The 15,678-nt window shown below is 53.5% G+C and carries 17 protein-coding genes; 9 read left to right on the plus strand and 8 right to left on the minus strand.

The genetic code is table 11. From position 1 onward, the window contains the following. Positions 1–14 precede the first annotated feature (14 nt). Genes cmoB through M4I31_RS09835 form a run of 5 tightly spaced genes read right to left on the minus strand, consistent with a single transcriptional unit; the run spans position 15 to position 3,592 of the window. Entirely contained in the window at positions 15–983 is a 969-nt protein-coding gene (cmoB, locus tag M4I31_RS09815) for a tRNA 5-methoxyuridine(34)/uridine 5-oxyacetic acid(34) synthase CmoB (protein WP_038641441.1), read from the minus strand. Further along, the gene (gene cmoA, locus M4I31_RS09820) at positions 980–1,723 is read right to left on the minus strand and encodes a carboxy-S-adenosyl-L-methionine synthase CmoA (protein ID WP_038641439.1); all 744 of its coding nucleotides are present in this window, start codon (positions 1,721–1,723) and stop codon (positions 980–982) included. The genes cmoB and cmoA overlap by 4 nt, the downstream gene beginning before the upstream one ends. Before the next feature lie 40 nt (positions 1,724–1,763). After that, the gene (locus M4I31_RS09825) at positions 1,764–2,159 is read right to left on the minus strand and encodes an MAPEG family protein (RefSeq protein WP_038641437.1); all 396 of its coding nucleotides are present in this window, start codon (positions 2,157–2,159) and stop codon (positions 1,764–1,766) included. Between the two features lie 51 nt (positions 2,160–2,210). Next, positions 2,211–3,029 carry a DUF72 domain-containing protein gene (locus tag M4I31_RS09830; RefSeq protein ID WP_085048040.1) on the minus strand — a complete coding sequence of 273 codons (819 nt, stop codon included), beginning with the start codon at positions 3,027–3,029 and terminating at the stop codon, positions 2,211–2,213. Beyond that, a complete protein-coding gene (locus M4I31_RS09835; protein WP_038641434.1) occupies positions 3,026–3,592 on the minus strand; it encodes a hydrolase in 567 nt (188 codons plus the stop codon). Before M4I31_RS09835 ends, M4I31_RS09830 begins: the two co-directional genes overlap by 4 nt. A gap of 266 nt (positions 3,593–3,858) precedes the next feature. On the opposite strand from M4I31_RS09835, the gene aspS reads away from it, so the two are divergent. The 6 genes from aspS to ruvB all read left to right on the plus strand — a co-directional run bounded on the left by aspS (position 3,859) and on the right by ruvB (position 9,115). Continuing rightward, positions 3,859–5,631 (plus strand): aspartate--tRNA ligase, encoded by a 1,773-nt coding sequence (aspS, locus tag M4I31_RS09840; RefSeq protein ID WP_042307805.1) that lies wholly within the window; start codon positions 3,859–3,861, stop codon positions 5,629–5,631. A 1-nt stretch (position 5,632) separates the two neighbouring features. Then, the gene (gene nudB, locus M4I31_RS09845; RefSeq protein ID WP_038641430.1) at positions 5,633–6,076 is read left to right on the plus strand and encodes a dihydroneopterin triphosphate diphosphatase; all 444 of its coding nucleotides are present in this window, start codon (positions 5,633–5,635) and stop codon (positions 6,074–6,076) included. Between the two features lie 28 nt (positions 6,077–6,104). Beyond that, positions 6,105–6,848 (plus strand): YebC/PmpR family DNA-binding transcriptional regulator, encoded by a 744-nt coding sequence (locus M4I31_RS09850; protein ID WP_006684137.1) that lies wholly within the window; start codon positions 6,105–6,107, stop codon positions 6,846–6,848. Positions 6,849–6,882: 34 nt separating this feature from the next. After that, entirely contained in the window at positions 6,883–7,404 is a 522-nt protein-coding gene (gene ruvC / locus M4I31_RS09855) for a crossover junction endodeoxyribonuclease RuvC (protein ID WP_003034867.1), read from the plus strand. Positions 7,405–7,484: 80 nt separating this feature from the next. Beyond that, positions 7,485–8,096, plus strand: coding sequence for a Holliday junction branch migration protein RuvA (gene ruvA, locus M4I31_RS09860; protein WP_038641428.1), 612 nt, complete (start codon positions 7,485–7,487; stop codon positions 8,094–8,096). Between the two features lie 8 nt (positions 8,097–8,104). Next, the gene (gene ruvB / locus M4I31_RS09865) at positions 8,105–9,115 is read left to right on the plus strand and encodes a Holliday junction branch migration DNA helicase RuvB (protein WP_005120696.1); all 1,011 of its coding nucleotides are present in this window, start codon (positions 8,105–8,107) and stop codon (positions 9,113–9,115) included. Positions 9,116–9,193: 78 nt separating this feature from the next. Here ruvB and znuB read toward each other — a convergent pair whose 3' ends face one another. Then, on the minus strand, positions 9,194–9,979 hold the full coding sequence (gene znuB, locus M4I31_RS09870) for a zinc ABC transporter permease subunit ZnuB (RefSeq protein ID WP_085048041.1): 786 nt from the start codon (positions 9,977–9,979) through the stop codon (positions 9,194–9,196). Beyond that, the gene (gene znuC / locus M4I31_RS09875) at positions 9,976–10,731 is read right to left on the minus strand and encodes a zinc ABC transporter ATP-binding protein ZnuC (protein WP_006684140.1); all 756 of its coding nucleotides are present in this window, start codon (positions 10,729–10,731) and stop codon (positions 9,976–9,978) included. Before znuC ends, znuB begins: the two co-directional genes overlap by 4 nt. 78 nt (positions 10,732–10,809) lie before the next feature. Here znuC and znuA point away from each other — a divergent pair, with 78 nt between their 5' ends. The 3 genes from znuA (at position 10,810) to lpxM (ending at position 14,180) form a co-directional block, all read left to right on the plus strand. After that, the gene (gene znuA / locus M4I31_RS09880; RefSeq protein ID WP_085048260.1) at positions 10,810–11,754 is read left to right on the plus strand and encodes a zinc ABC transporter substrate-binding protein ZnuA; all 945 of its coding nucleotides are present in this window, start codon (positions 10,810–10,812) and stop codon (positions 11,752–11,754) included. A 15-nt stretch (positions 11,755–11,769) separates the two neighbouring features. After that, a complete protein-coding gene (gene mepM, locus M4I31_RS09885; RefSeq protein WP_050764953.1) occupies positions 11,770–13,089 on the plus strand; it encodes a murein DD-endopeptidase MepM in 1,320 nt (439 codons plus the stop codon). Positions 13,090–13,208: 119 nt separating this feature from the next. Beyond that, complete coding sequence (lpxM, locus tag M4I31_RS09890; RefSeq protein ID WP_085048042.1) at positions 13,209–14,180, plus strand: lauroyl-Kdo(2)-lipid IV(A) myristoyltransferase; 972 nt, start codon at positions 13,209–13,211, stop codon at positions 14,178–14,180. Between the two features lie 44 nt (positions 14,181–14,224). Here lpxM and pyk read toward each other — a convergent pair whose 3' ends face one another. Further along, the gene (pyk, locus tag M4I31_RS09895) at positions 14,225–15,667 is read right to left on the minus strand and encodes a pyruvate kinase (RefSeq protein WP_038641420.1); all 1,443 of its coding nucleotides are present in this window, start codon (positions 15,665–15,667) and stop codon (positions 14,225–14,227) included. Between the last annotated feature and the right edge of the window lie 11 nt (positions 15,668–15,678).

The raw sequence follows: 15,678 nt of genomic DNA on the forward strand, positions 1-15,678 counted from the left end.
CACCGGGCAATCCATTACGGCTTACGCGCAATCAATACCGCACGTAATGGGGCGGGGTAGCCTTCCACCGTTTTACTGTGGTCGTTCGGGTCGAGAAAATCGGCCAGCGATTCGGTTATCATCCACTCGGTGCGGCGCTGCTCTTCGGTGGTGGTGACGCAGACATCGGCGATGCGCACATCAACAAATCCGCATTTTTCCAGCCAGTTTTTTAGCGCCAACGCAGAGGGGATAAAATAGACGTTACGCATCTGCGCGTAGCGGTCACCCGGCACCAGTACGGTATTTTCATCACCCTCGACTACCAACGTTTCCAGTACCAGTTCACCCTCTTTAACCAACTGATCTTTCAACTGCCACAGGTGTTCCAGCGGGGAACGTCGATGATACAGCACACCCATGGAAAATACGGTATCAAAGGCGTTGAGCGCCGGAAGCTGTTCAATACCCAGCGGCAGCAGATGCGCGCGCTGATCGTTGCCCAGCAGTTTACGCACCGCTTCAAACTGGCACAGGAACAATTGCGTAGGATCGATGCCCACCGCCAGGTGCGCCCCCGCGCCAATCATACGCCACATGTGATATCCGCTGCCGCAGCCGACATCGAGAATGGTACGGCCGGTAAGATCCGATAAATGCGGCAGGACGCGATCCCATTTCCAGTCTGAGCGCCATTCGGTATCAATATTGACGCCGTAGAGCGAGTATGGCCCTTTACGCCATGGCATCAGGTTCCGCATCAGGGTGTCGATGCGTTTGAGCTGACCGTCGCTAAGTGGTTGCTCGCTTTCTGCGGTGACGCTATGCAGTAAGTCCAGACGATACGGCGTTAACTCTGGCAAAAACTCCACCGCATTCGACCACTGCTTAAATAAGCCATGCTGATCGCGCTGCCAGGCAGCGATTTGCGCCGGGAGTGTTTCCAGCCAGTGGGAAAGGTGATTTTTGGCAATCAACTGATAAAAGTTACCAAAATCGATCATGCGCAAACCTCAGCTTTCAGCGCCACCAGGGAACCAAAGTTGAAGCACTGGAACCACAATTCGCTGTGCTCAAAGCCTGCCTGATGCAGTCGCGCTTTGTGTGTTTCTACGGAGTCGGTCAGCATCACGTTCTCCAGCATGCTGCGCTTCTGGCTGATTTCCAGTTCGCTATAGCCATTTGCGCGTTTGAAGTCATGGTGCATGTTGAACAGCAGCTCGCCAACTTGAGCGTCTTCGAAACTGAATTTCTCCGACAGCACCAGCGCACCGCCGGGATTCAGTCCCTGATAAATCTTATCCAACAATGCCTGGCGCTCAGGTGGCTCAAGGAACTGCAGGGTAAAATTCAGCACCACCATCGAGGCGTTTTCGATAGTAATGTCGCGAATATCGCCTTCGATGACGTCAACCGGGGTTGGTGCCTTATAAGCGTCAATATGACGACGGCAGCGCTCAACCATCGCCGGGGAATTATCAATGGCAATAATTTTGCAATTCTCGTGATGAATATTGCGACGCACCGAGAGCGTCGCCGCGCCCAAAGAGCAGCCGAGATCGTAGACCTGTGTGTTGGGTTGTACGAAACGTTCGGCCAGCATGCCAATCATCGAAATGATATTGGAGTAGCCGGGAACGGAACGCTGGATCATATCCGGGAAGACTTCAGCTACCCGTTCATCAAAGGTCCAGTCACCCAGACTGGCGATAGGCGCAGAAAAAAGCGTGTCGCGGTGAGACATAACGTAAAAATCCGGGAAAAATAAAGTGGCGTATTGTGCGCTAATGCAGGGAGAAAACCAACTCCCAGGGCATATACCAAAGATTCGCCAGCACCATTAGCAACAGCGAACACCAGGTCGCGCTCATGCCTGAACGCCGCCAGCGGAAAAGCCGGTGGTGGAATCCGTAATAATGCATCAGTCGTCCGGCAATCAACATCAGTCCGCAAATATGCACCATCCACGTTTCTGCGCCGTTCATTTCCATAAATAACAGCAGCACTAACGCGACAGGAATATATTCCACCGCATTACCATGAATACGGATAGCGCTTTGCAGTTCGCTAAAACCACCGTCACCATAGGCAACGCGGTACAGCATACGCAGGCGCACGACGTCAAATGAGAACTTTATTAACAATAACGCACCCAATACGGCATAAAGCGCGCTTACCATACAAACTCCCTTTAAAATGGCTGATGGCATTGTCTATGATAGGTGGCAATTTCAGAAAAGAGAAGATTGCTGTGGAATAGACGGTGCTGATCCGATCTCTGGCAGGGCGCTACGTAAATCCGCCCATAACGTGTCTACCAGCTCCGGGGCCTGCGCGATATCCGGCGTATGTAAAAAAAGATACGGCGTCGTGGATTGTTGCCACTGCGACAGCTTGGTTAACCAAACTGCAAATAACTGCCGGTTTTGTGCCATATCATCGCTACCGATAAAACGCACCATCGGATGATTGGCTGTTACCACTGCATGAACCGGAACCTTTGGTTTCTTACGCTGAGCTTCGCGTACCGCTTCAGTATGCGGGATGGCGGCATGCACCGGGCGACTGTCTAAAATCACCCGGTTTACACCTCGCTCATGCAGGCCGCGATTCAGTTGCTGCTCGGCTTCGCCTTTGGCAAAGAAGTCCGGATGGCGAACTTCGACACCGTAGGTAAAGGATTTGGGGAGCGCGTCGAGAAACGGCCACAGAACGGACAGATCGCGTGGGGCGAAGGTGGCGGGTAATTGTAACCAGTATTGCCCGATGCGCGCCTCCAGCGGTGACATGCGCGTGAAAAATTCCTGTACCAAATCATCACAGTTACGCAACGCGGCCTGATGTGAAATGGTGGCCGGAAACTTAAAACAAAATCGAAACGCATCGGTGGTTTGTGCATGCCAGCGGGTGACAATCTCGGCTTTTGGCAACGCATACAGCGTGGTGTTGCCCTCCACGGAGTTAAAGTGCCGGGCATACTCTTCCAGGCTGGTGATCCCAAGTCGCACCCATCTCGGGTGCGACCACTGGGGTAAGCCGATATAGATCATAACGCGTGCAGGATCTCGTCCACGCTTCGCACGCGCGCAATGCGTGGGAAAATGTGAGTCATGCTGCCTTGATGCTGGTCAGCACTGGCGGCGCTACAGGCATCTTCCGCAACAATCAGATTGAATCCTAGCTCCCACGCGTTTCGCGCGGTGGATTCCACGCCAATGTTCGTGGAAATGCCACACAGGACGATGGTATCGATACCCCGGCGGCGCAACTGTAGCTCGAGATCGGTACCGTAGAACGCGCCCCACTGACGTTTGGTGACTTCCAGATCGCTGGCGCATTTGCCCAGGGCTTGCGGATAATCCCACCAGTTGTCGGGTAACGCTTTGGCGGGGGCCTGGGCATCAACCGGCTGTTTCAGCGCTTCAGCATAATCATCAGACCAGCCAACGCGTACCATCACTACTGGAGAACCCTTAGCACGAAATTTTTCCGCCAACCGTGCGGCGCGGATAACCACATCGTGTGCCGTATGTGGTCCGCCAGCGAAAGGCAGGATCCCTTCCTGTAAGTCAATGACGACAAGGGCGGTTGTTGTTGCGTTCAGTTCCAGCATGGTCACTCCAGTAAAAAATAAGAAATCCGTTACACCTTAATCGCGAATCAGTGTGAAAGGGGCGACAATTTTTGTTATTTTTTGTGAGATTACGCAATGCCCGTCGAGGAAACAGGCGTACAGTCAGTACCGGACTTATCGTGCGGCAGAATTTCCAGTATAATAGCCGCCTTTTTTCATTCAGTTGTGACATTCAGCTAAAGCTGCGACTTCGTCATCTGCGAGACAGATGACAATCCGCCTGCGGCAAAGTTAAGGGATATCTCATGCGTACAGAATATTGCGGGCAGCTACGTCTGTCCCACGAGGGGCAGCAGGTGACTCTGTGTGGTTGGGTCAACCGTCGTCGTGACCTTGGTAGCCTGATCTTTATCGATATGCGCGACCGCGAAGGTATCGTGCAGGTATTTTTCGATCCGGACCGTGCGGACGCGTTAAAGCTGGCCTCCGAACTGCGTAATGAGTTCTGCATCCAGGTTACGGGCACCGTGCGTGCGCGTGATGCGAAAAACGTCAATGCCGATATGGCGACTGGCGAAATTGAAGTACTGGCGTCCGATCTGACCATCATCAACCGCTCAGACTCACTGCCGCTGGACTCTAACCACGTCAATACCGAAGAAGCGCGTCTGAAGTATCGTTATCTGGATCTGCGTCGTCCTGAAATGGCGCAGCGCCTGAAAACACGCGCCAAAATTACCAGCCTGGTGCGTCGTTTTATGGACGATCACGGCTTCCTTGACATCGAAACCCCGATGTTGACCAAAGCGACGCCGGAAGGGGCGCGTGACTATCTGGTGCCTTCCCGCGTTCATAAAGGCAAGTTTTACGCGCTGCCGCAGTCTCCTCAGCTGTTCAAACAACTGCTGATGATGTCTGGCTTTGACCGCTACTATCAGATCGTAAAATGCTTCCGCGATGAAGACTTACGTGCTGACCGTCAGCCTGAATTTACCCAGATCGACGTCGAGACGTCTTTCATGACTGCGCCGCAGGTGCGTGAAGTAATGGAAGCGTTAGTGCGGAATCTGTGGCTGGAAGTGAAAGGTGTGGATCTGGGCGATTTCCCGATCATGACCTTTGCCGAGGCTGAGCGCCGTTACGGCTCTGATAAACCAGACCTGCGTAACCCAATGGAACTGGTTGACGTCGCCGATCTGGTGAAAGACGTTGAGTTCGCGGTGTTCTCTGGTCCGGCGAACGATCCGAAAGGCCGTGTAGCCGCTCTGCGCGTACCGGGCGGTGCGAGCTTAAGCCGTAAGCAGATCGATGATTACGGTAACTTTATTAAGATCTACGGCGCGAAAGGTCTGGCTTACATCAAAGTCACCGAGCGTGCGAAAGGTCTGGAAGGTATCACCAGCCCGGTGGCTAAGTTCCTGAACGCAGAAATCGTGGAAGCGATTCTGGCGCGTACCGGAGCGCAAGACGGCGACATGATTTTCTTCGGTGCCGACAACAAGAAAGTGGTTGCCGACGCGATGGGCGCGCTGCGTCTGAAACTGGGTAAAGATCTGAGTATTACCGACGAGTCGAAATGGGCGCCGCTGTGGGTCATCGACTTCCCGATGTTTGAAGACGATGGTGAAGGCGGTCTGACCGCGATGCACCACCCGTTCACCTCGCCGAAAGACATGACCGCTGCTGAGCTGAAAGCTGCGCCGGAAGATGCGGTTGCCAATGCTTACGATATGGTTATCAACGGCTATGAAGTAGGTGGTGGTTCCGTACGTATTCACAACGGTGACATGCAGCAGACCGTATTCGGTATTCTGGGCATTAACGAGCAAGAGCAGCGCGAGAAATTCGGCTTCCTGCTGGATGCGCTAAAATATGGTACTCCGCCGCATGCGGGCCTGGCGTTTGGTCTGGATCGTCTGACCATGTTGCTGACGGGTACTGATAACATTCGCGACGTTATTGCCTTCCCGAAAACGACGGCAGCCGCGTGTCTGATGACTGAAGCGCCAAGCTTCGCTAACGAAGCAGCGCTGGCGGAACTGAGCATTCAGGTTGTGAAGAAGGCCGAGAATAACTGATATGAAGTACAAACAGCCTGTCTCGGTGTTGGTCGTGATTTATGCAAAGGACACCGGGAGAGTGCTGATGTTACAGCGACGCGACGATCCTGACTTCTGGCAGTCGGTCACCGGCAGTCTGGAAGAGGGTGAAACCGCGTCGCAGGCCGCCATGCGCGAAGTAAAGGAAGAGGTCGCCATTGATGTTGCGACTGAGCAACTGACCTTAATTGACTGTCAGCGCACGGTGGAGTTTGAGATTTTTAGCCATTTACGTCATCGCTATGCGCCGGGAATTGAACGTAATACTGAATCCTGGTTTTGCCTGGCACTTCCCTCAGAACGAGAGATCGTGTTCACCGAACATCTGACCTATCGTTGGGTTAATGCGGTTGAAGCCGCCCAGTTAACCAAGTCGTGGAGTAATCGGCAGGCGATTGAAGAATTTGTGATTAACGTCGCCTGAGAAGGCGCGCTTTTTGGAGATATTATTTATGGCAGGTCATAGTAAATGGGCCAATACCAGACATCGTAAAGCCGCGCAGGATGCCAAGCGCGGTAAAATTTTCACCAAAATCATTCGTGAGCTGGTGACGGCGGCTAAGCTGGGCGGGGGCGATCCGGATGCTAACCCGCGTCTGCGCGCGGCGGTGGATAAAGCGCTGTCCAACAACATGACCCGTGACACCCTGAACCGTGCCATCGCGCGTGGCGTGGGCGGTGATGAAGACTCGAATATGGAGACCATCATCTATGAAGGTTACGGCCCTGGCGGCACCGCGGTGATGATTGAATGCCTGTCTGACAACCGTAACCGTACCGTGGCTGAAGTGCGTCATGCGTTCAGCAAAACCGGCGGTAACCTGGGCACCGACGGCTCCGTGGCTTACCTGTTCAGCAAAAAAGGCGTGATCTCTTTTGAGAAAGGCGACGAAGACACCATCATGGAAGCGGCACTGGAAGCCGGTGCAGAAGATGTAGTGACCTACGACGACGGCGCAATTGATGTTTACACCGCGTGGGAAGAGATGGGCAAAGTGCGTGACGCGCTGGAAGCGGCTGGCCTGAAAGCAGACAGCGCTGAAGTGACGATGATCCCGTCCACTAAAGCAGACATGGATGCAGAAACGGCACCGAAACTGATGCGTCTGATCGATATGCTGGAAGACTGCGACGACGTACAGGAAGTTTACCACAACGGTGAGATCTCCGATGAGGTTGCTGCGACCTTAGAATGATGTGGTTAAGCCATACAATAACAGGAGATGCGTGATGTCTATTATTCTCGGCATTGACCCGGGGTCACGCATTACCGGTTATGGCGTAATCCGTCAGGTCGGCAGGCAACTGACCTACCTCGGCAGCGGCTGTATTCGCACCAAAGTCGACGATCTTCCGTCACGTCTGAAGCTGATTTATGCGGGCGTGACGGAGATTATTACCCAGTTCCAGCCGGACTATTTTGCCATTGAGCAGGTTTTTATGGCGAAGAATGCCGACTCGGCGCTAAAGCTGGGGCAGGCGCGCGGCGTGGCAATCGTTGCGGCGACCAATCAGGACCTTCCGGTCTTTGAATACGCGGCCCGCCAGGTAAAACAGACCGTGGTTGGTATCGGTAGCGCGGAAAAAAGTCAGGTGCAGCATATGGTGCGTACGCTACTGAAGCTGCCCGCCAACCCGCAGGCGGACGCCGCGGATGCGTTGGCGATTGCCATTACCCACTGCCATGTCAGTCAGAATGCCATGCAAATGAGCGAGTCGAGGCTGAATCTGGCGCGAGGTCGGTTACGTTAGTGACAAATGAGGCTGGATATCTATCCAGCCTTTTTTTATGATAGCGCATTACCTTTTAGCCCTTAACGCAGGAGCGTCATGTGATAGGCAGACTCAGAGGCATCATTCTTGAAAAACAACCCCCGCTGGTCCTTCTGGAAACGGGTGGGGTAGGCTATGAAGTGCATATGCCCATGACCTGTTTTTACGAGCTGCCGGAAGCCGGACAGGAAGCGATTATCTTCACCCATTTTGTGGTGCGTGAAGACGCGCAGTTGCTGTATGGCTTCAACAACAAGCAAGAACGCACGCTATTTAAAGAGTTAATTAAAACCAATGGCGTAGGCCCGAAGCTGGCGCTGGCGATCCTCTCCGGTATGTCTGCCCAGCAGTTCGTGAATGCCGTTGAACGTGAAGAACTTGGCGCGCTGGTGAAGTTACCCGGCATTGGAAAGAAAACTGCCGAGCGTTTGATTGTAGAAATGAAGGACCGCTTTAAAGGTCTGCATGGCGATCTCTTTACCCCGGCGGCGGATCTGGTCCTGACCTCTCCGGCAAGTCCGGCAACGGAGGACGCCGAGCAGGAAGCGGTTGCTGCGCTGGTGGCGTTAGGCTATAAACCACAGGAAGCCAGCCGCATGGTGAGCAAAATTGCTCGCCCTGATGCCAGCAGTGAAACCCTGATTCGTGAAGCGCTTCGCGCGGCATTGTGAGGTAAAGGATGATTGAAGCAGATCGCCTGATTTCGGCTGTCAGCACGACACCTGAAGACCTGGTGGATCGTGCGATCCGCCCTAAATTGCTGGAAGAGTATATTGGCCAGCCTCAGGTACGCTCGCAAATGGAGATTTTTATTCAGGCGGCAAAGCTGCGCGGTGATGCCCTCGATCACCTGCTGATTTTTGGTCCTCCTGGCCTCGGTAAAACCACGCTTGCCAATATTGTGGCCAATGAAATGGGCGTCAACCTGCGCACCACATCCGGACCTGTGCTGGAGAAAGCGGGCGATCTGGCGGCGATGCTCACTAACCTTGAACCCCACGATGTTCTCTTTATCGATGAAATCCATCGCCTGTCGCCGGTGGTGGAAGAGGTGCTGTATCCGGCGATGGAAGATTATCAACTGGATATCATGATTGGCGAAGGGCCTGCTGCACGTTCAATTAAGATCGATCTGCCGCCGTTTACCCTGATTGGGGCGACGACGCGCGCCGGGTCGTTAACGTCCCCGCTGCGTGATCGCTTTGGTATTGTGCAGCGACTGGAGTTCTATCAGGTTGCCGATCTGCAGCACATTGTCGGACGTAGCGCCCGCTTCATGGGACTGGAAATGAGCGATGAAGGGGCGTTGGAAGTGGCGCGTCGCGCCCGTGGTACGCCGCGTATCGCCAACCGTTTATTACGCCGGGTACGTGATTTTGCGGAGGTGAAGCATGACGGCACCATTTCGGCGGATATCGCCGCTCAGGCGCTGGATATGCTCAACGTCGACGCGGAAGGCTTCGATTATATGGACCGCAAGCTGCTGCTGGCGGTGATCGATAAATTCTTCGGTGGACCGGTCGGCCTGGATAACCTGGCGGCGGCGATCGGGGAAGAACGTGAAACCATTGAGGATGTGCTGGAGCCGTATCTGATTCAGCAAGGTTTTCTGCAGCGTACGCCGCGCGGAAGAATGGCAACGGTGCGCGCCTGGAACCATTTCGGGATCACGCCGCCAGAGATGCCTTAGCGGCTGAAGTCGCTACGCTCACCAGGCCAGGGCGATTTTGTAGGCCCGGTAAGCGCAGCGCCACCGGGCAACACTCGCTTAGCTCGCCTGCTTTTTCATCATGCTGAAGATAAACAGCAGCGCGGCACACAGCACCACGGATGGCCCTGCTGGGGTATCATAAAAGGCTGAGAAGGTCAGCCCCCCTGTAACCGCTATCATACCCACACCAATGGCGACGCCTGCCATCTGTTCCGGTGTGCGGGCGAAACGACGGGCGGTTGCCGCAGGGATGATCAGTAGAGAGGTGATAATCAGCGCCCCGACAAACTTCATCGCCACACCGATAGTTAAAGCTGTAACCAGCATCAGCAACAGCTTAACGCGTTGCAGCTTCACGCCATCGACAAACGCCAGGTCCGGACTGATGGTCATCGACAGCAGGTTGCGCCACTGCCAGAACAGAATCGCCAGAACGATAATCACGCCAATGGCGATGGATATGAGATCTTCTGGCGTCACGGCGAGTAAATCACCAAACAGGTAGGCCATCAGATCCACGCGGATGTTTGACATCAAGCTGACGACAACCAGCCCCAATGACAACGCGCTGTGCGCCATAATACCAAGCAAGGTATCGATCGCGAGGTGAGGGCGCTTCTCCAGCCATACCAGACCGGCCGCCAGCATCAGGGTCACGGCAATGACGGCATAGAAAGGATTTACATTCAGCAGCAGACCAAAAGCGACGCCCAGCAGTGAAGCGTGGGCCAGCGTATCACCAAAATAAGACATACGACGCCAGACAACGAACGAGCCGAGTGGGCCGGCGGCACAGGCCAGCATGATCCCGGCTAACCAACCGGGTAATAACAATTCAATCATGAGTGACCATTTCCCCGGCGTAAGACGATACGACCCTGTAAATCGTGGCGATGATTATGATTATGACGGTAAATTCCGAGTTGTTCGGCGCCGCGTTGCCCGAACATTGAGATGAATTCCGGGTGCATGGAAACCACTTCCGGTGCGCCGGAACAGCAAATATGGTGGTTGAGGCACAGCACTTCATCGGTTTTAGCCATCACCAGATGCAGGTCATGGGAAACCATCAGTACGGCGCAATCCAGTTCACGTCGTAACTGGTCGATAAGATCGTACAGTGCGACCTGACCATTGACATCCACACCCTGGGTCGGTTCATCAAGAACCAGTAGCTGAGGCTTATTCAATAAAGCACGGGCCAACAGGACGCGTTGCGTTTCCCCGCCAGAGAGTTTTTGCATCGGCGCATTCATCAGATGCCCGGCCTGAACGCGCTTCAGCGCCGGAAGAATATCCTCTTTTTTGGTGCCGGGACGTAAGCGCAGAAAACGACTGACCGTCAGCGGAAGCGTGGTATCGAGGTACAGCTTTTGCGGCACATAGCCAATCCGCAATTGACCATTACGCTTGATAACTCCCTCGTCAGCCGCTACCAGCCCTAAAACAACGCGCACCAGGGTTGACTTCCCGGCACCATTTGGGCCGAGAAGCGTCAAAATTTTACCGGGTCGAAGTTCAAGCGATACGTCAGAAAGGACGCGGCGTTGACCATAAGAGACCGAGACATTTTCCAGTGAAACCAAAGTCGTCATATCAATTTTAGTCTTGCAGAAGTTATAGAATGTTATAATATCACATTTCTTACATTCGTTACGATGATTGGTCGCATTATGTTACATAAAAATACGCTTCTTTTCGCAGCATTATCCGCTGCTCTTTGGGGTAGTGCAACACAGGCGGCAAATGCCGCCGTTGTGGCGTCTCTTAAGCCGCTGGGATTTATCGCTTCAGCCATTGCTGATGGGGTAACTGATACCCAGGTTCTGCTGCCTGACGGGGCTTCCGAACACGATTACTCACTGCGTCCTTCAGACGTAAAACGCTTACAGGGCGCGGACTTAGTCGTGTGGATTGGACCTGAGATGGAAGCGTTTATGGAAAAGTCAGTCAAGAATATTCCTAACGCGAAACAGGTAACGATTGCGCAGCTTAATGACGTGAAACCGTTACTCATGAAAGGTGCTGACGACGACGATGACGATCATGGACACAGCGATGCGGGTGGTGAAAAAAGTGACGAGCATCACCATCACGGCGATTACAACATGCATCTTTGGCTCTCCCCAGAGATAGCGCGGGCCTCAGCGGTTGCAATCCATGAAAAATTAGTGGAACTTATGCCGCAAAGTCGAACCAAACTTGACGCCAACCTGAAGGATTTTGAGGCACAATTAGCCGCAACCGATAAGCAGGTAGGTAACGAGCTCGCGCCGCTCAAGGGCAAAGGTTATTTCGTTTTTCATGACGCCTATGGCTACTACGAGAAACACTACGGACTAACACCGCTTGGTCACTTTACCGTGAACCCTGAGATTCAACCTGGTGCGCAGCGTTTACATGAAATAAGAACACAGTTGGTTGAGCAAAAAGCAACCTGCGTTTTTGCTGAGCCACAGTTCAGGCCAGCGGTCGTTGAAGCCGTCGCGAGAGGGACAACCGTTCGAATGGGAACATTGGATCCACTCGGAACGAATATCAAACTGGGTAAAACAAGCTATTCAGCGTTTTTGAACCAATTAGCCAACCAGTATGCGAGCTGCCTGAAAGGAGATTAATGAGGAAGTGAATACGTGCAACAGATAGCCCGCTCTGTCGCTCTGGCATTTAATAATCTGCCGCGACCCCATCGCGTTATGCTGGGGTCGCTTACCGTACTGACATTGGCCGTCGCTGTCTGGCGGCCCTATGTTTACCACCCCGATTCTGCACCCATCGTCAAAACTATCGAGCTGGAAAAAAGCGAGATTCGTTCTCTGTTGCCTGAGGCCAGCGAACCTATCGATCAGGCCGCTCAGGAAGATGAAGCTATCCCCCAGGATGAACTGGATGACAAAACGTCTGGTGAGGCCGGTGTGCATGAGTATGTCGTCTCTACGGGCGATACGCTGAGCAGTATTCTGAATCAGTACGGCATCGATATGGGTGACATCAGCCAGCTTGCTGCTTCCGATAAAGAGTTGCGTAACCTGAAAATTGGCCAGCAACTTTCCTGGACGCTAAGCGCGGAAGGTGACCTGCAACGCCTGACCTGGGAAGTTTCTCGTCGCGAAACTCGTACTTACGATCGCACTGCGACGGGTTTCAAAATGAGTAGCGAAATGCAGCAGGGCGATTGGGTCAACAGCCGTATCAAAGGCACAGTCGGCGGGAGCTTCGTTGCCAGTGCTAAAGATGCCGGGCTGACCAGTTCTGAAATCAGTGCGGTGATCAAGGCCATGCAGTGGCAGATGGATTTCCGCAAACTGAAAAAAGGCGATGAGTTCTCGGTGCTGATGTCTCGCGAAATGCTCGACGGCAAACGTGAGCAAAGCCAACTGCTGGGCGTGCGTTTGCGTTCTGAAGGCAAAGATTATTACGCCATCCGCGCTGAAGACGGTAAGTTCTATGACCGAAATGGTACCGGACTGGCGAAAGGCTTTATGCGTTTCCCAACGGCGAAACAGTTCCGCATCTCCTCGAACTTTAACCCACGTCGCCTGAACCCGGTGACGGGACGCGTAGCGCCGCATAAAGGTGTCGACTTTGCGATGCCGCAGGGGACGCCAGTGCTATCGGTGGGTGATGGTGAAGTGGTTGTCGCGAAGCGCAGCGGCGCCGCTGGGTACTATGTTGCGGTACGTCATGGTCGCACCTACACTACGCGTTATATGCACCTGCGTAAGCTATTGGTTAAGCCAGGACAAAAAGTGAAACGTGGCGACCGTATCGCGCTGTCAGGCAATACCGGACGTTCAACGGGCCCGCACCTGCATTACGAAGTTTGGATCAACCAGCAGGCTGTTAACCCGCTGACGGCGAAACTGCCGCGTACAGAAGGGTTGACCGGTTCAGATCGCACTGATTACCTGGCACAGGTGAAAGAAGTTGTTCCTCAGCTGCGTTTTGATTAATTAGCACACTGACAGAGCCGGTACGCGATGCGTGCCGGCTTTTTTATTTTGTACGGCACACGGTGCGCCGCTACACTATCAGCAGATTTACTTTTCGCGATACCAGACACTGGAAGAGCATGGAAACGAAAAAAAAGAATATTGAGTATATCCCTGAGTTTCACAAATCATTTCGTCATCCGCGCTACTGGGGCGCCTGGCTTGGCGTGGCGGCGATAGCCGGGATTGCGTTAACGCCAGCATCATTCCGCGATCCTATTTTGGCAAAGCTCGGACGGCTCGCCGGAAGACTGGGAAAAAGCTCGCGTCGCAGAGCATTGATCAATTTGTCTCTCTGCTTTCCTGAGCGTAGTGAAGCTGAGCGCGAGGCCATTGTCGATGAAATGTTCGCGACCGCGCCTCAGGCGATGGTCATGATGGCGGAACTGGCGATACGCGGCCCAGAGAAAATTCAGAGTCGGGTTGACTGGCAAGGCCTGGATATCATCGAAGAGATGCGTCGCAACGATGAAAAGGTGATTTTTCTCGTTCCTCATGGCTGGGGGGTGGACATCCCGGCGATGTTGATGGCTTCCCAGGGGCAGAAAATGGCGGCGATGTTCCACAACCAGGGAAACCCGGTATTCGATTACGTCTGGAACACGGTGCGCCGTCGTTTCGGTGGCCGCCTGCATGCGCGTAACGATGGTATCAAACCGTTTATTCAGTCTGTACGTCAGGGATATTGGGGATACTATTTGCCGGATCAGGACCATGGTCCTGAACACAGCGAGTTTGTGGACTTTTTTGCGACCTATAAAGCAACGTTACCGGCGATTGGCCGTCTGATGAAGGTGTGCCATGCGCGCGTGGTGCCTCTGTTCCCGGTATATGATGGTAAAACGCACCGCCTGACGATCCAGGTACGTCCTCCGATGGATGACATCCTGACGGCGGATGATCACACAATTGCCAGACGAATGAACGAAGAGGTGGAAATTTTTGTTGCCCCACACCTTGAGCAATACACCTGGATTTTAAAACTGCTTAAGACGCGTAAACCGGGTGAAATTGAGCCTTATAAACGCAAAGATCTCTATCCGAAGAAATAAAAAAAGGCCTCTCATGTGAGAGGCCTTTTTACATCAGACAGTAGTTACTCGACGGTCAGAATACGCGTGGTATTGGTTGAGCCAATGGTGCTCATGACATCGCCCTGGGTCACAATCACCAGGTCGCCGGAAACCAGATAACCTTTATCGCGCAGGAGGTTCACCGCTTCATTTGCGGCAACCACGCCATCAGTTTCGCTGTCAAAGTGAACCGGGGTGACACCGCGATACAGAGAGGTCAGATTCAGCGTACGCTCATGACGAGACATCGCGAAAATCGGCAGGCCAGAACTGATACGAGAGGTCATCAGCGCGGTACGACCAGACTCAGTCATCGCGATGATAGCGGTTACCCCTTTCAGGTGGTTAGCGGCATACATCGCTGACATAGCAATTGCTTCTTCGACGTTGTCAAACTGCACGTCAAGACGGTGTTTGGAGACATTGATGCTCGGGATCTTCTCGGCACCCAGGCATACGCGAGCCATTGCCGCGACGGTTTCTGCCGGGTACTGACCTGCTGCCGTTTCTGCAGAGAGCATAACGGCATCGGTACCGTCCAGAACGGCGTTAGCCACGTCCATCACTTCCGCACGGGTCGGCATTGGGTTGGTAATCATCGACTCCATCATCTGTGTGGCGGTAATGACCGCACGGTTCAGCTGACGTGCGCGACGAATCAACGCTTTTTGAATACCTACCAGCTCAGGATCGCCGATTTCAACGCCCAGGTCGCCACGCGCGACCATCACCACGTCGGAAGCCAGAATGATGTCATCCATCGCATTCTGGTCGCAGACAGCTTCCGCACGTTCTACCTTGGCGACGATTTTCGCATCGCAACCTGCGTCGCGCGCCAGACGACGGGCATAGTTCAGGTCTTCGCCGCAGCGCGGGAAGGAGACGGCCAGATAATCAACGCTGATTTGCGCTGCAGTGACGATGTCAGCTTTATCTTTTTCGGTCAGGGCTTCAGCAGAAAGACCGCCGCCCAATTTGTTGATGCCCTTATTATTGGACAGCGGGCCACCGACGGTGACTTCGGTGAAGACTTTCATTCCCTGGACTTCCAGCACCTTAAGCTGTACGCGACCGTCATCAAGTAGCAGGATATCGCCTGGCACGACGTCAGCAGGCAGACCTTTATAATCGATCCCGACTTTTTCTTTGTCGCCTTCGCCTTTGCCAAGGTTGGCGTCTAACAGGAACTTGTCGCCAACATTAAGAAAAACTTTACCTTCTTTAAAGGTTGATACGCGGATTTTAGGTCCCTGCAGGTCACCCAAAATAGCTACATGGCGTCCCAGTTTTGCGGCAATTTCACGGACCTTATCCGCCCGCATTTTGTGATCTTCTGGAGAGCCGTGCGAAAAGTTCATACGTACGACGTTCGCACCCGCAGCGATAATTTTTTCGAGGTTGTTATCGCGATCAGTTGCTGGGCCTAACGTGGTAACGATTTTGGTTCTGCGAAGCCTTCTGGACATGTAATACTCCG

The organism is Citrobacter sp. XT1-2-2 (genome assembly GCF_023516235.1).
GTDB lineage: Bacteria > Pseudomonadota > Gammaproteobacteria > Enterobacterales > Enterobacteriaceae > Citrobacter > Citrobacter werkmanii.

Coding starts and splice junctions, on each gene's coding strand:
- aspS (WP_042307805.1), top strand. CDS start 3,859: ATGCGTACAGAATATTGCGGGCAGCTACGTCTGTCCCACGAGGGGCAG.
- M4I31_RS09830 (WP_085048040.1), bottom strand. CDS start 3,029: ATGATCTATATCGGCTTACCCCAGTGGTCGCACCCGAGATGGGTGCGA.
- pyk (WP_038641420.1), bottom strand. CDS start 15,667: ATGTCCAGAAGGCTTCGCAGAACCAAAATCGTTACCACGTTAGGCCCA.
- znuB (WP_085048041.1), bottom strand. CDS start 9,979: ATGATTGAATTGTTATTACCCGGTTGGTTAGCCGGGATCATGCTGGCC.
- cmoB (WP_038641441.1), bottom strand. CDS start 983: ATGATCGATTTTGGTAACTTTTATCAGTTGATTGCCAAAAATCACCTT.
- ruvC (WP_003034867.1), top strand. CDS start 6,883: ATGTCTATTATTCTCGGCATTGACCCGGGGTCACGCATTACCGGTTAT.
- lpxM (WP_085048042.1), top strand. CDS start 13,209: ATGGAAACGAAAAAAAAGAATATTGAGTATATCCCTGAGTTTCACAAA.
- znuA (WP_085048260.1), top strand. CDS start 10,810: ATGTTACATAAAAATACGCTTCTTTTCGCAGCATTATCCGCTGCTCTT.
- ruvB (WP_005120696.1), top strand. CDS start 8,105: ATGATTGAAGCAGATCGCCTGATTTCGGCTGTCAGCACGACACCTGAA.
- cmoA (WP_038641439.1), bottom strand. CDS start 1,723: ATGTCTCACCGCGACACGCTTTTTTCTGCGCCTATCGCCAGTCTGGGT.
- znuC (WP_006684140.1), bottom strand. CDS start 10,731: ATGACGACTTTGGTTTCACTGGAAAATGTCTCGGTCTCTTATGGTCAA.
- M4I31_RS09835 (WP_038641434.1), bottom strand. CDS start 3,592: ATGCTGGAACTGAACGCAACAACAACCGCCCTTGTCGTCATTGACTTA.
- nudB (WP_038641430.1), top strand. CDS start 5,633: ATGAAGTACAAACAGCCTGTCTCGGTGTTGGTCGTGATTTATGCAAAG.
- M4I31_RS09825 (WP_038641437.1), bottom strand. CDS start 2,159: ATGGTAAGCGCGCTTTATGCCGTATTGGGTGCGTTATTGTTAATAAAG.
- M4I31_RS09850 (WP_006684137.1), top strand. CDS start 6,105: ATGGCAGGTCATAGTAAATGGGCCAATACCAGACATCGTAAAGCCGCG.